This window comes from Streptomyces sp. NPDC001700, assembly GCF_053596435.1.
Window position 1 is genome coordinate 228076 of sequence record NZ_JBSFGE010000005.1, and the last position, 13728, is coordinate 241803.

16 protein-coding genes are annotated in these 13728 nt (G+C 69.2%); 9 read left to right on the top strand and 7 right to left on the bottom strand.

Annotated features, from left to right (window positions below; all coding sequences use genetic code 11):
• Window positions 1–106 precede the first annotated feature (106 nt).
• Both ACWC5C_RS12130 and dctA read right to left on the bottom strand, forming a co-directional pair.
• Complete coding sequence (locus tag ACWC5C_RS12130; RefSeq protein WP_450875340.1) at window positions 107–1249, bottom strand: glycerate kinase; 1143 nt, start codon at window positions 1247–1249, stop codon at window positions 107–109.
• Window positions 1249–2637, bottom strand: coding sequence for a C4-dicarboxylate transporter DctA (gene dctA, locus ACWC5C_RS12135; protein WP_450875341.1), 1389 nt, complete (start codon window positions 2635–2637; stop codon window positions 1249–1251). Before dctA ends, ACWC5C_RS12130 begins: the two co-directional genes overlap by 1 nt.
• 207 nt (window positions 2638–2844) lie before the next feature.
• Here dctA and ACWC5C_RS12140 point away from each other — a divergent pair, with 207 nt between their 5' ends.
• Together ACWC5C_RS12140 and ACWC5C_RS12145 are read left to right on the top strand one after the other, a co-directional pair.
• On the top strand, window positions 2845–3114 hold the full coding sequence (locus ACWC5C_RS12140) for a type II toxin-antitoxin system prevent-host-death family antitoxin (RefSeq protein ID WP_450875342.1): 270 nt from the start codon (window positions 2845–2847) through the stop codon (window positions 3112–3114).
• Window positions 3104–3562 (top strand): PIN domain-containing protein, encoded by a 459-nt coding sequence (locus ACWC5C_RS12145; protein WP_450875343.1) that lies wholly within the window; start codon window positions 3104–3106, stop codon window positions 3560–3562. Before ACWC5C_RS12140 ends, ACWC5C_RS12145 begins: the two co-directional genes overlap by 11 nt.
• Before the next feature lie 71 nt (window positions 3563–3633).
• On the opposite strand, the gene ACWC5C_RS12150 is transcribed toward ACWC5C_RS12145, so the two are convergent.
• Window positions 3634–3930 (bottom strand): hypothetical protein, encoded by a 297-nt coding sequence (locus tag ACWC5C_RS12150; protein ID WP_450875344.1) that lies wholly within the window; start codon window positions 3928–3930, stop codon window positions 3634–3636.
• 149 nt (window positions 3931–4079) lie between these two features.
• Window positions 4080–4328 carry a hypothetical protein gene (locus ACWC5C_RS12155; RefSeq protein ID WP_450875345.1) on the bottom strand — a complete coding sequence of 83 codons (249 nt, stop codon included), beginning with the start codon at window positions 4326–4328 and terminating at the stop codon, window positions 4080–4082.
• A gap of 591 nt (window positions 4329–4919) precedes the next feature.
• Here ACWC5C_RS12155 and ACWC5C_RS12160 point away from each other — a divergent pair.
• The gene (locus tag ACWC5C_RS12160) at window positions 4920–5153 is read left to right on the top strand and encodes a hypothetical protein (RefSeq protein ID WP_450875346.1); all 234 of its coding nucleotides are present in this window, start codon (window positions 4920–4922) and stop codon (window positions 5151–5153) included.
• 83 nt (window positions 5154–5236) lie between these two features.
• Here ACWC5C_RS12160 and ACWC5C_RS12165 read toward each other — a convergent pair whose 3' ends face one another.
• On the bottom strand, window positions 5237–5533 hold the full coding sequence (locus ACWC5C_RS12165; RefSeq protein ID WP_385447354.1) for a GYD domain-containing protein: 297 nt from the start codon (window positions 5531–5533) through the stop codon (window positions 5237–5239).
• Window positions 5534–5956: 423 nt separating this feature from the next.
• Between ACWC5C_RS12165 and ACWC5C_RS12170 the strand changes: the two genes are divergently transcribed.
• From ACWC5C_RS12170 to ACWC5C_RS12195, 6 genes are all read left to right on the top strand, one after another.
• Window positions 5957–7567, top strand: coding sequence for a glycosyltransferase (locus ACWC5C_RS12170; RefSeq protein ID WP_450875347.1), 1611 nt, complete (start codon window positions 5957–5959; stop codon window positions 7565–7567).
• Window positions 7564–8886 (top strand): UDP-glucose dehydrogenase family protein, encoded by a 1323-nt coding sequence (locus tag ACWC5C_RS12175; protein ID WP_450875348.1) that lies wholly within the window; start codon window positions 7564–7566, stop codon window positions 8884–8886. Before ACWC5C_RS12170 ends, ACWC5C_RS12175 begins: the two co-directional genes overlap by 4 nt.
• A 269-nt stretch (window positions 8887–9155) precedes the next feature.
• Window positions 9156–9953 (top strand): hypothetical protein, encoded by a 798-nt coding sequence (locus ACWC5C_RS12180; protein ID WP_450875349.1) that lies wholly within the window; start codon window positions 9156–9158, stop codon window positions 9951–9953.
• Between the two features lie 152 nt (window positions 9954–10105).
• Entirely contained in the window at window positions 10106–10423 is a 318-nt protein-coding gene (locus ACWC5C_RS12185) for a DUF6193 family natural product biosynthesis protein (protein WP_450875350.1), read from the top strand.
• Between the two features lie 4 nt (window positions 10424–10427).
• Complete coding sequence (locus tag ACWC5C_RS12190; RefSeq protein ID WP_450875351.1) at window positions 10428–11162, top strand: hypothetical protein; 735 nt, start codon at window positions 10428–10430, stop codon at window positions 11160–11162.
• Entirely contained in the window at window positions 11159–11839 is a 681-nt protein-coding gene (locus ACWC5C_RS12195) for an Lsr2 family DNA-binding protein (protein ID WP_450875352.1), read from the top strand. Before ACWC5C_RS12190 ends, ACWC5C_RS12195 begins: the two co-directional genes overlap by 4 nt.
• Here ACWC5C_RS12195 and ACWC5C_RS12200 read toward each other — a convergent pair.
• A complete protein-coding gene (locus ACWC5C_RS12200; protein ID WP_450875353.1) occupies window positions 11827–12375 on the bottom strand; it encodes a hypothetical protein in 549 nt (182 codons plus the stop codon). The genes ACWC5C_RS12195 and ACWC5C_RS12200 overlap by 13 nt on opposite strands.
• Before the next feature lie 76 nt (window positions 12376–12451).
• Complete coding sequence (locus tag ACWC5C_RS12205; RefSeq protein WP_450875354.1) at window positions 12452–13579, bottom strand: NucA/NucB deoxyribonuclease domain-containing protein; 1128 nt, start codon at window positions 13577–13579, stop codon at window positions 12452–12454.
• Window positions 13580–13728 lie beyond the last annotated feature (149 nt).

Consider the following 13728-nt stretch of genomic DNA (forward strand, 5'->3'; position numbering starts at 1 on the left):
GGATCTGGGCTGCGGATCTGGGCTGCGGCGGCTGCGGCTCGCAGCTTGCCAGGGCTTGTGCCTGCTGCGGCCGTTGCCGGGTCAACCTATCCGCCCCCGGACGTCGCTACCCGATCCAGCGCTCGGCGAGGGCCCGTCCGCACCGGGCGAGCAGCCGCGCCGACAGCTCGCTGTCGTGGGCGCAGTCCCGGTCGGTCAGATCGGTGAGCGCCTGGACGGACCGGAAGTGGGCCTCCGTCCGGTCGGCGGGCAGCGTGCACCGGCCCGCTACGGCGTGCACCGGTACGCCCCGCCGACGGGCCCGCGCGGCGAGCGCGACCGGCAGCTTCCCCGACAGCGACTGCTCGTCGAGGCTGCCTTCCCCGGTGACGACGAAGTCGCTCCCGGCCAGCAACTCGTCGGCGCCGAGGAGGCTGAGGAAGTAGTCGGCTCCGGAACGCACCCGTCCGCCCAGCAGCATCCCGGCGTACCCGAGGCCACCGGCCGCCCCGGCCCCCGGCGTACGGGCGAGGCTCGCGGCGTCCGGGACGCCCGCCGCCTCCAGTGCGCGGACGAGGGTGCCGAGGGCGGCGTCCAGTTCGCGTACGTCGCTCGCGGTCGCGCCCTTCTGAGGACCGTAGACGGCGGCCGCGCCCGCCGGTCCGAGCAGCGGGTTGTCCACGTCGGTGGCGAGGACGAGGTCGACCCCGGCCAGCGCGGTGCGGGCTGCGGCGAGGTCGGCCGTACGGAGGTCCGCGAGCCCCCGGCCGCCGGGGCCGACCGGCGTGCCGTCGTCGCAGGCCAGCACCGCGCCGAGGGACTGCAGCAGGCCCGCGCCGCCGTCCGTGGTGGCGACGCCGCCGAGGGCGAGGACGACCGTATCCGCGCCGCCCGCCACCGCGTGCCGGACGGCCTCGCCGACGCCTCGGCTGGTGGCGGTGAGCGGTGCCGTACGGCCGTCCGGCAGCACGCCGAGCCCGCAGATGGCCGCGGCTTCGACCACGGCCGTACGCCTACTCGTACGGGCGTCCGCCGCGACGTACGCCGTGACCGGCAGCCCGGTCGGACCGGTCACCGTGATCGTCTCCGGGCGGAACCGGCCGCCCGCGCAGGCGGCGGCCACGCTCCCCTCTCCCCCATCCGCGGGCGCGAGTCGGCGTATCCGGGCGTGCGGGGCGCCGTCCAGCAGCCCGCGCTCCAGCGCGCGGGCGACGTCGTCGGCGGTGAGGGAGCCCTTGAACTTGTCCGGGGCGATCAGCACGGACACCATCAGGGGGCCACCTCGGCGGTGCGGGCCGGGGGCGCCACGACACGTTCGGGATCAGGCGCGGCCTCCGCCGGTGGCTCGCCGCCCTTCCCCGCCAGCACCTCGCGCGCCCGCGCCACATCCAGGCCGTTCTCCCAGCGGGCGACGAAGAGGGTGGCGACGGCGTTGCCGAAGAAGTTCACCAGCGCCCGGCACTCCGACATGAACTTGTCGATGCCGAAGATGAGCATGATGCCCGCCGCGGGGACGTGTCCCGCCGTCGACAGCGTCGCGGTGAGCGCGATGAAGCCACCGCCCGCGACACCCGCCGCGCCCTTGGACGTCAGCAACATCACCGCGAGCAGCCCGAGTTGCTGGGGTAGGGACAGCGCCGTGTCCGTGGCCTGCGCGATGTAGAGGGTGGCCAGGGAGAGGTAGATGGCCGCGCCGTCGAGGTTGAAGCTGTAGCCGGTCGGGACGACCAGGCCGACCGTGGACCGCTCGACGCCCATGAACTGCAGCTTCCGCATCAGCCCCGGCAGGGCGGGCTCGGCGGTGGACGTGCCCAGGATCAGGAAGAACTCCTCCTTGAAGTAGCGGATGAGCTGGAAGATGTTCAGCCGTACGTACGCGGCGAGCACACCGCCCAGCACCACCACGACGAAGAGGGCGGAGGTGACGTAGAAGAGCAGGATCAGCGACCCGAGGCTGGTCAGCGTGGACAGGCCGAACTTCCCGATGGCGTACGACATCGCGCCGAACGCGCCGAGCGGCGCGGCCTTCATGACGAACGCCAGCACCTTGAAGACGACCTCGGTCAGCCGGTGGACGCCCGCGATGACCGGCTCGCCGACCTGCCCGACCGACTTCAGCGCGATCCCGAAGATCACCGCCAGGAAGATCACCTGGAGGATGTCGCCCTCGACGAACGGCCCGAAGAAGCTGCTCGGCACGATGTTCGTCAGGAACTCCCACCAGTGCTGGTGCGCGCCCTGCTCGATGTACTGGCCCGCGTCGCCCGAGGTGTCCAGCGTCGACGGATCGGCGTGTACGCCGTCGCCGAGCCGGAAGATGTTGATGGCGACCAGGCCAGTGAGCAGGGCGACGATCGTGCCGACCTGGAAGTACGTCAGCGCCTTGATCCCGGTGAGGCCGACCTTCTTCAGGTCGGCGACCCCGGCGATGCCGCCGATGATGGTCAGGAACACGATCGGCCCGATGAGCATCTTCATCGCGGTGATGAAGGTCGTGCCGATCGGTTCCATGTCCGTGGCCAGACCCGGCCACCGCCAGCCCAGCACGATGCCGATCACGATCGCCACCAGCACCTGGATGTACAACTGCCGGTACCACGGCTTCGCCGGGGCGAGTGTCGGGGTCGCGGCTCGCTCTTGGTCCGGGGTATGCGTCATTGCAGCCTCCCTGATCGCGCGATACCGAGCCCGATCGGTCCGCGCCAGCTTGCGCCACAGTGAACCGGGCCACAGCTCAGGGGGTCCACGACCAAAAATCGATGCCCCGTATAGGCGGCGCCTATCTGTTCCGGCCCTGCGGCAGATGGGGGCTTGAGCCGTAGCACCGTGTAGCACCAGGTAGCACAGCTCCGCTACCGTGGATTCATGACTGCACAGCCCGAGATCACTCAGCGCGACCTGCGCACCAGATCCAAAGAGATCATGGACGCCGTCCAGAACGGGCAGGCCTTCACCGTCACCCGCGACGGGCACCACATCGCCGAGCTGGTCCCGCTGCGCCGACGCCGCCGCTTCGTCCCCCGTGGCGAGTTCGCGGCCATGTCCCGCATGGCCCCCGACGTCTCACTCGACGCCTTCCGCTCCGACCAGGACGCCACCGCCGAGCAGGAGCCGGACGACCCCTATGCCCGTTGAACACCAGCAGGGACTCGTCGACACCAACATCATGATCCTGCGCAGGTGGATCGACCCGGAGGAGCTGCCCGCCGAGATGGCGATCACCGCCATCACGCTGGCCGAGCTGTCCGCGGGCCCCCACGAGGTGCGCGGAAACAACGAACAGAGCGACTACGACGAACACGCCGAACGCGCCCGGCGCATGGACCTCCTCCAGCGTGCGGAGAACGAGTTCGACCCCATCCCCTTCGACGCGGAGGCGGCTCGTATCTACGGCAGAGTCTGCGCCGCCGTCATCAGCGCGGGCCGCAAACCCCGGCGGCGGATCGCCGACCTGATGATCGCCGCGATCGCCGCCGCGGAGGGCCTTCCGCTCTTCACCACCAACCCCGACGACTTCAAAGGCCTCGACGACCTGCTGACCGTCGTCCCTGTCACCCGCCCGAAGGCGCTCCACGACCGGTAGCCAGCCGGGACGGAAAGCCGAAGCGGCGCCGCCGGGTGGGCCGGTGGCGCCGCCTTGTCTCGCGGGGAAGGTCAGTCCCTGATCTCCGAGCCGACGCGGAGGATTCCCACCGCGCCGCCCTGGGTGCCGGGGCACTTCCGCTTCGAGGTCTTGCCGTTCCAGACCCAGGGGCCGTAGAAGGTGGTCTCCACGCCCCGGGTGTCCACGCAGATGATCTTCACTCGGTGCGCGCCGAGGCGGCCCAGGCCCGAGCAGTAGGAATAGCCGGTGGTGCCGCCCCTCGACCACGCATTGCAGTCGGCGGACCGGGTCGATACCTCGCCGCTGTCATTCGCCATGGCGTTCGGCGCGATGAGACTGGCGCTCATGGCCAGTCCGGCAATGGTGAGGAAAGACTTCTTTCGATTCATGCGAGTGTCCCCGTGATGTGCGAAAACTACGACTTGGCTGGTGGTGCGGTGGCCGCGCGTCAGGACGGTTCTGTGTCAGGACGGTTCCGCGTCAGAACAGGTCCGCGTCAGAACAACTCGACCTGGTAGCCCGCCTTGTAGACGCCTACCGCCCCACCCTGAGTGCCGGGGCACTTCCGCTTGGACCAGTCACCGCTCGTCCCCATCCGCCACGGGCCGAAGAAGGAAGTCTGCACACCACGGGTGTCGATGCAGGTGACCTTCACCCGATACCGGTCGAACCTCGCCAGGTCGGCGCACTTGGCGTACGCGGTGGTCGCCGTGTGCTTCGTGGTGCAGACGTACTTGACGCTCACTCGTCCGCGGCAGCGGCGGCAGGCGCGAGCATCGCGCCTGTGGTCATGACGGCAGCCGCGATGGCCGCGATGGAGCCGACTTTGCTCCTCATTCCGTTCCCCTCTAACAGCAGGGAAGGCAGGGGAGGGCCATTGACGCAGTCATCGCCCTCCCTCAGAATCCCCCGTTTATTCACTCAGGCTTAAGCCCGAGCGTGGTCGCGGATCTTTTTACATGGGCATGTTCACCGGGCGCAAGGGGTTTGCGCCGCCCAATCCCAGGAGCGACGAACTCCCGTCATATCGGGCAAAGTCCTGCCTTTGCGTTTTCCGTGCCCGTTGGGAATGCGACGGACCGACGGACCGTCAAGTGCCAAGCGGAAGTACCTTGCTGACGCCCTGACTTCGCCCACGACGTCTGCTAGCTTTCCCGCCAAGCACGATCACTTCGATCACGCGAAACGGGGAGCAATTTTGAGGTTCAAGGCCATCGGCGTGGCAATTGTCGCGTCACTCGCGGTATTCGGGGGAACTCAATCGGCATCCGCTGCCGACTGGCTCACCGCGAAGGCACCCACCTATAAGTCCGGAAAGGTCACGGCAAAAGCGACCATGCTCGGCCCGCAGCCCGCGGGCACGAAACTGTGCGTATCCCTCCTGGTGGCCCACCCCTACTACCCCGACATCGAGGTGGCCCAGAAGTGCAAGACGATGCAGGCGGGGTCCGTGAGCGTCACGGCCAAGGTCGGCACCTGCGGTAAGTACTCGAGTTTCGCCAGCGCCAAGCGGGGCGGCTCGGGGAAGTCCTCCATCCGTAAGTCGAATCCCGCGATCTACTGCAAGTAAGCAGCCGCGGTCGGCAGGCCCTCGTCTCGGCGGGGGCCTGCCGCCGTGCCGCCAGCTCGCGCGCGGAACCGGAACCGGAGCCGTCAGCTCGCTGCCTTGGCGATGATGCCGTCCATCTCCTGCCGGTCGAAGGCGCGCAGGGTCGTGCAGCGGACGTTGCCCAGGCCACTGAGCTGCAGGGAAGCCGCGGTGGCGGTTTCATCGTCGGGGGCGTCGATCGTGTAGATGATGTCGTACGGGCCGACGGTCCAGTGGAAGTCCAGGAGCTTCACCCCGAGCTTGTCCAGCGCCGCCCCGAAGGCCTCGTAGCGCTTCGCGGTGTCGCGGTAGGCGCGGACACCCTGATCGGTCCAGTTCAGCATGGTGATGTAGGTGGGCATGGCCCTCACCTCCTTATGTCAAGTCTGAGGAGGTCTGGGCGACGGCGCACCCCGCAGAGAAGTGGTCGGTATCGGTCGCCTTCGGCGCGACGGCGGGACGGGGCGCCCGGAGGCGAAGAATCGTTTCCCGCGACGACGCCACCCCACCACCTTTCGAAGTTTTTCGTACCGCGGCGAGATTGCCGACCGCTTGCGATCGAATCGTTTCGCATAAGCGCCGCCTTCGCCTCGTTCTGCAATCCTTCATATCGGATGCATATCCCACGAAAAGCTGCACCCGTATCGCACATCTCATATGCTTCCCGTCACCTCAGATACACCCGTTTACTTCTCTAGGGGGATCTTCATGTCCGGAAACGGTCAGCTCGCACAAACCGGAGTACCGGTCATCGTGGTGGGCGGGGCGGCCTATCCCATCGGGGGATGGATGCTGGCCGTCGCCGCCGCGCTCGTGTGCGTGGGGCTGCTGACCATACGGTTCGGGTACCGGCGCGGCCTGGCGGCGAGCCAGGGCTCGGCGCCGGTGGCTCATCCGCGCCGGCGCCGCAGGTGAGCCGCGGCCGTCGCCAGCAGCCGGTGCTCACCGGTCATCAGCACCGGTCGAGCACCGTACTGATGGGCATTCTGGTTCTCCTGCTGGCCGCCGCCTGGGCAACGCATCACGCGACCGTCGCCCTCGACGCGGACGCCGAGGCGGCCAGCCGTCTCAAGGTGGTCTGGATCAGCCTGTTCCTCGTCTTCCTGCTCCAGACCTTCATGTACCACCTGGAGCGGACTCCCCGGCTCACGGACCGGGTGGCACGTCAGCTGTCGGCGCTGCACGTATCGGTTCTCATGCCCGTCTACAACGAGGATCCGGGATATCTGAAGCTCGGCCTGGAGAGTTTCCTCCGGCAGACGCGGCTGCCGGATTCCGTCCACATCGTCGACGACGGTTCCACGAGCGGCGACTACGCGGACGTGAAAGCCTGGTGGGAACGCGAGGCCAGGCGCGCGGGGATCGCGACGACCTGGCGGCGCGTGCCGAACGGCGGGAAACGGCACGCGCAGGCGCATGGCGTACGCGTCAGCCCGGAGGCGGACATCTACATCACCTGCGATTCCGACTCCTGCTTCGCGCCACAAGCCATCGAGCAAGCCCTGCTCCCCTTCGCCCGGCCACGGGTGCAATCCGTCGCCGGAATCGTGATCGCGACGAACAACCGGGCCAACTGGCTGGTGCGGGTCACGGATCTGTGGTTCGTCGTATGCCAACTCGTCGACCGCTCCGGGCAGTCGGCCGTGGGCGCCGTCATGGTGAATTCCGGACCGCTGGCCGCCTATCGCGCGAACGTCATCCGGGACAACCTCGACTCGTATCTGAACGAGACGTTCATGGGCCGGACGGTGATGTTCTCCGACGACAGTCTGCTGACCCTGTACGCACAGCAGCGGGGGCTGACCGTGCAGCAGCCGCAGGCGATCTGCTTCACGGCCATGCCCGAGAAGTGGAGCCATTTCACGCGCATGTATCTGCGCTGGATGCGCGGTTCCACGATTCGTTCCGTATGGCGCATGCGGTATCTGTCGCCCGCGAGACCGGCCTATTGGCTGCACGCCGTGCGCTGGCTGCAGATGGTCCTCACCCAGATGGTCGTTCTGTGGCTGCTGGTGGTCGAGCCGTTGGCGTACGGAAAGATGCCGCCGAACAGCATGCTGATCATTCCCTTCCTCATCGGTTACGCACAGGGGCTCCGCTATCTCGGAATCATCCGCTCCGATGAACGCATTCGCTCGCGGGCGCTGACCTGGCTGACGATGCCCTTGGCGATCGTGCTGGCCTGGACGGTGCTGCGCTTTCTGCGCTGGTACGGAATCTTCACGTGCGCGAGGACGGGGTGGGGGACGCGGCAGAACGGCGCGGAAGTCACGCTCGACGGCGCCCCGCCTTCGTCCCCTGCGCCGCCACCGCCGCAGTACGTCCCGACGTACGACCCCTGGAACGACCCCTGGAACGAATCGCCCCTGGCCGCGCGAGGAGAAGAACCGAAGTGAACCAACCACCCTCACCCGCCTACCGCGTCGCCGTATTCGGCGCGGGTTATATCGGACTGGTCGCCGGGGCGTGTTTCGCCGAACTCGGCCACTCCGTCACCATCCGCGACATCCAGCCCGAACGCATCACCGCCTTACGGGCCGGTTCCGTGCCCATCTACGAACCGGGGCTCGCCGCCCTGATCGCCCGCAACACCTCCCGTCTCCACTTCACGCTGGACGCCGAGGAAGCGGTCCGCGACGCGGAAGTCGTCTTCGTATGCGTCGACACGCCGCCCATGCCCTCGGGCGACGCCGATCTGTCGCGGGTATGGGCCGTGGTCGAATCCCTGCGCGATGCCGCGCACTTGACCGCCGTCGTCATGAAAAGCACCGTCCCGGTCGGCACCGGGACCCGTGTCCGAAAGGCCCTGGACGCCTCCGGCCTGGCGCATGTGCGGTACGCGTCCAATCCCGAATTCACCGCCGAGGGCCGGGCGGTGGAAGACTTCCTCCGCCCCGATCGCATCGTCATCGGTACGGACGACGACACCGTGGCCAAACTCCTCGTAAACCTCCACCACGGAGTGGACGCACCGGCAGAAATCATGGACATCGCCTCGGCTGAAATGGTCAAACTGACCGCCAACGCGCTGCTGGCGACCAAGATTTCCTTCACCAACGAAATCGCCGCCCTGTGCGAGGCGACCGGCGCCGACATCACCAAAGTCACCCGGGCCACCGGAATGGACCACCGCCTCGGTCCGCACTTCATGCAAGCCGGTCTCGGATACGGCGGGAGCTGCTTCCCCAAGGACTCCCGCGCCCTCCGCGCCCTGGCCAGCAACGCCGGGCACACCTTCCCGTTGCTGAGCGCCGTCATCGACGTCAACGACCTCCAGCCCCGCCGGTCTGTCAAGCGCCTCGCCCACGAACTCGGCGGCCTCTCCGGCCGGACCGTCGCCCTCCTCGGCATGACCTTCAAGCCGGGCACCGACGACATGCGCGAGGCACCCAGCACGGTCGTCGCCTCGCGGCTGCTCGCGGAAGGCGCCCACGTGCGGTGCTGGGACCCCGTCGCACCCCACCTCCACGACGAACCGTGGGCCTCCGCCGACCGCTGCACCGACCTCCACGCGGCCCTCGCCGACGCCGACGCGGCCCTCATCGCGACCGAGTGGCCCCACCTGCGCGAAGCCGACTGGCACCACTGCCACACGCTCATGCGCGCCCCGGTGCTCTTCGACGGCCGCAACCTCCTGGACCCCGACCACATGCGCGACCTCGGCTACACCTACCTCAGCGTCGGCCGCCCGCCGGTATCCCACGACCGGCTCTGAGCGCGCCGGGTGCCGGTCGTGGTCGGTCTTCCCGGGCCACCGGGTCCTCGTGCGCGGGGGTCCGGTGGGCCGCGAACTCCCCTTAAGAACCTGGGGAAAGAACTCCCGCCCACCCACCCTTCCGGCTGCGGTCACTCGTACGGGTGACCGGCTTGCGGTGGCTGCACGACGGTCGTTACGTTCGCCGCAACAACCGCAAAACGACGGCCCCCGCCGGGACGGCAATCCCGATCGAGGGCCTGACCGATCAGGAAGAGCAGAACTTCCCGATGGCTGAGCCTCAGTCTAACGCGCATGCGCGCGCCGACGCCGGAGCGCCGACCTCCGGCGTGATCCACCTCCGCACCCGCCTCACCGCCGACTTCACCGTCATCGCCAACGCCCTCGCGCAGCGACGCGGCAGCGCGGTCACGGTCGGCGTCGCGGCGTACATCCTCTCGCTGCCCGATGGCGCACCCGTCAGCATCGCCGCGCTGTGCGCCCACTTCACCGAGGGCGAGATCCTGATCTCGCGGGCGCTGAGGGAGCTGGAAGCGGCCGGATACCTGGTGCGGCGGCGCGAACGCGGGCCCGGCGGGGTGATCCGTACCCGGACGTTCTTCTACGACGTACCGGGCGGCGCATCCCCCACCCCGCCACCGCCCACCGCCCCTCCAGCAGCACCGGCACCCCCACCCGCCCCGGAGCCCGTCCCAGAGGCCGACGAGCGGGCCGTCGCCATCCTGGCCTCGCTGCGCCTCGCCGACCCCCGGCTCATCCTGTCCCGCCGCGAGGCCGCCGAACTCGCCCCCGCCGTCGGGCGGTGGCTCGAGGCCGGGGTGGGTCCCGCGCAGATCACCCTCGCGCTCACCACCCGCCTCCCCGACCACCTGCGAACCCGCCCCGCCCGCATCCTCGCCTTCCGCCTCAGCGAGCCTCCCCTCCCGGCCCCCACACCGGCCGCCGCACCCCCGCGCCCTCCCGCCCTCCCCTGGCGAAACTGCGACGGCTGCGAACGCGCCTTCCGCGCGTCCGAGCCGGGCCGACACTGCCGCGACTGCCGGGAAGATCTCCGTGCGGCCTGTTGAGCCCGAGGGCCCAGCGCCGTTCGTTGAGCTTGTCGAATGGCTGCAGGAAGAACACGGGCCAGTCACCGAGAACGAGCGGGCAGCGGCGCTGGAGGAGCTGAACGACATCGACGCCAAACACAGGCGGCGCGCGCTCCGGAGAGAATGACAGCGTGATCGATGCCGTCGAAAGCGCCTGGCGCGAGCTGTTGCAGACTGCGCGAGAACCGTGGGAGCTGCACTTCAGCCGCTGCACGGAGCCGCGCTACACCTGGGACATCCCGTATGTGGCTCCTTCGTACGACGGCCGGTACCGGGTCGACGGTCCGGCCAGGAGTGAGAGCGTCGGTGAGGCCGGGAGCGTGGGCGAGGCCTTGGCCATGGTGATCGAGCGGCTGCCTCCGGGCTGCGGTCCGGCCTTCGTCGGCACCCCGCAGGAGCTTGCGGGGTGGCGGGGTGATTGGGGTGGGGCACGATCGGGGGGTGGGTGAGATCTTGAGTTCCCTTGTTCTGCGTGTGTTCGTGCCCGAGCCCGACGATGAAGGTGTGGTGGCGCAGCTGCGTCCCGTCGTCGACGGCCGGGACCTTGTGGCCGAGGCCTTCGATCGGGGGCCTGCGGCGGATCCGTTGAAGGTGTTGCGGGCGGATGGGCCGTTGCGGGCGGTGGTGGCGGACGGGGCGCGGGAGGTGCGGTGGGCGGAGGCGCTATGCACCGAGGAGTGCTGCGGTGCGCTGTACGTGACCGTACGGCGGGACGGCGATCACGTGGTGTGGGACGGCTGGCGCGATCCGTACGAGGGTGAGGTCGCGCTCGGCACGTTCCGCTTCGACGCGCGCCAGTACGACGCCGAGGTCGAGCGTGTCGCCTCGGGTGAGGGCTGGGAGTGGCCCGGGCATGCCGTCGCCCGGCTGCTCGACTCCGCGTTCCGGCGGCACCCCGAGTTGCTGGCGCGCTGGCGGTGTCGGTTCGACGCGGCGGTGTCGTTGCCCTGGGAGCGGGAACGGGTGGCGTTCACCTTCTTCTATCAGGAGGGGGCTTCGCAGCTGCAGTTCATGGTGACGGAGCCCGTCACGGACGAGGCGCCGGAAGAGCAGGCGAGGGCGCTCGTCGAACGGATCGCCCGGAGCGACCCGCGCGCCACGGCGACCGTCTGCGGCGGCTCGCGGGAGAGTGCGGAGCGGCTTGGTTATCCCTGGCCGCAGAGGCCGCAGAGGAGGAAGAGGCGGTGAATGCCATCGATGCACTCGTCCAGGTCTGTCCGCCGCCGGACGATCCGCCCCCGGGGGTTGATTGGGCCTCGGTGGAGGAGGGGCTGGGGATGCGGCTTCCTGCGGACTACAAGCGGCTCGCGGACGCGTACGGTCCGGGGACGTTTGCCGATTTCATCCACATCTTCCATCCGCACGGCCCCACCGAGTACGTGGACCTCACCGGGCCTGAACCCGCCAGGGCCCGGGCTCAGTTGCAGGTCGACTACGACGGGGGCACGCACCCCGTGCCCTACGAACCTCGGCACCTCTTCAACATGGGCGGCACGGACAACGGCGAAGACCTCTTCTGGATCACCGATCCGCACGGCGCTCCCGATACGTGGCGTATCGCCGTGAACGAGGCGCGGGGACCGGAGTGGTTCACCTTCGACGGGACGTTGAGCGCGTTCCTCGCCTCGGTTCTCGGTGGAGAGACAGCCGTTCCCCAGTTTCCCGGCGGGCTCCTCTCCCACAGCACGGACTTCGTCCCCTACGGCCCCACGCTGTGGGTCCCGCCACCACAGCGTCCGGCCCGGCCGCCCGTCGACACCGAGAGCATTCGGGAGTGGGGGCGGGCTCATGGGTACGACGTGCCCCCGCGTGGGCGGGTGCCCTTGGTGGTTCGGGAGGCCTGGGAGCGGGCTCATCCGCTCTGAGGGTGGAGGGTCTCGGGGGGTGTGGGGGGTTGGGGCCATAGTTGGATGAGGTGGTCCTCGTATGGCTCGGGGGGTGGCTGGTCTGTGCGGCCGTGGATTCTGGCGCGGAACCAGCGGGGGGTGGCGTCGGGGCAGGGGAGCTTGGGTTCGGCGTGGAGGTCTGCGCCCTTTTCGCCGAAGCTCCATACCTCGGCGAGGGCGGTGTGGGGGTCGCGTTCGTCGGGCTCGGGGGCGTCCTCGTCCGGGGGCGGGCCGGTGCCGCCTGGTTCGGCCAGGAGGCTGACCTCTCTGATCCAGGACCATTCCACGGTGTTCAGGGGCGGGGCCGTGTCGTGGACGCTGGTCGTCAGCGTGATCTCGTCCCATTCGGTGAGGGTGAGGACTTGCAGGCCGCGTGCGTCGTCGTAGGGCACGACGTTGCCGCCGACCGCCTTGTTGGGGTCGATCTGGAGGAAGACGTCGGTGACCTCCTCCACCGCGCCGGTGATCACGTCGTAGCTGTGCTCTACGTCGACCCGGAAACGCTCCTCGGGCATACGGGGCTCCTAGCGGGGGAAGCAGGCGCGTGGCCCGCACTCTAGGGGAGTGCGGGCCACGGCGGTCGGTGTGCGGTCAGCCCATGTTGACGTAGTACGGGTCGCCGACGAGGACGCGGTACTTGGTGTAGAAGCTGTTCAGGATCTGCCCCTGCAGCGTGTTCTCCCAGCGCGGGACCCACTTGATGGCCCGGTTCGGCGGTGCGTACGTGGTGCCGCCCTGGTGGGTGCTGGCGAAGGGGTACTCGTCGCAGGAGGGTGAGGTCGGGTTGTAGGTCTGGCCCGGCGTCGAGGGCACGACCACCCAGGTGACGTCGCCCCGGCCGGGCTTCCGGCCCCCGCACACCGCTTGCCGGTTCTTCTTCTTGGTGGCCTCACCGGCGCGGGTCAGCGGGACGCTGGAGCCGGGGCGGCCGATGTGCAGCGGGGCGGCCTGCACCTTGCGGATGTTGCTCGCGATGCCCGGCAGGAAGGCCATGCCGGAGGGGTCGGTCCCGTCGTCGGTCGCGGCGTGCTTCGGGAAGACGCATCCGGCCGCCGCCGTCCGCCGCGTCCTCGACTCGTTCCACAGCGTGTCGTCGCAGCGGTAGCGCTCCGACGCGTACGACATCCGGCCGGGCAGATAGCCGGGCTTGGTCATCTCGAACGCGTACGTCGTGGCCGTCGTGCGCTTCTTCAGCTTGGCGACCGGCATCCGGTAGTCGATGCCGCCGGACGGTGCCGAGCTGCCGAGGGTGAACGGCTTCGCGAGCGCGCCGGTCGTCTTGGCCGTGGCGCCGGGGGCGGTGGGGCGGAGGACGGTACGGATGCCGCCCGCGCGGCCGGTGACGCGGGCCTTGGACACCGAGATCTTCTCGCTCCACTTGGTGCCGCGCAGCTTGAGGCCGATCTCGTGCTCGATCGTGAACCGGGCCGTGCCCTGTGGGTGCGGCACGCCGTTCACGATCTTCAGCACGGTCACCGTGGCCTGCACGGTCTTGCAGGCGTGGGTGCGGATGAACGCCTGGGTCACGACGACCGGCGTTGAGCACAGCTTGCCCGGGGCGGCGGCCCTGGTGGTGTGGTGGGGCGTGCTGTAGGTGACCTTCAGGTGGTGTGTGACCTGCGGCGCGGCTTGGGCTGTGCCCATGCAGGTCGACAGGAGGGCCAGTGCCGTCAGCCCGGCTGCGGTGATGAGGTGTTGCGGTGATTTCGGATGATTCACGCCCTCACGTTAGGGAGGACCAAGGGGATTGAGAACGGTGCTTCCGATCGCCCGGAGGGGCGGATGGGGCGCGGGGTGCGGCAGCTGGGCGCAGTGGTCCCATGGGACTCGCCCGCCCCGCTGGTCTCGCTCTGCTGCGAGTGGTCTTC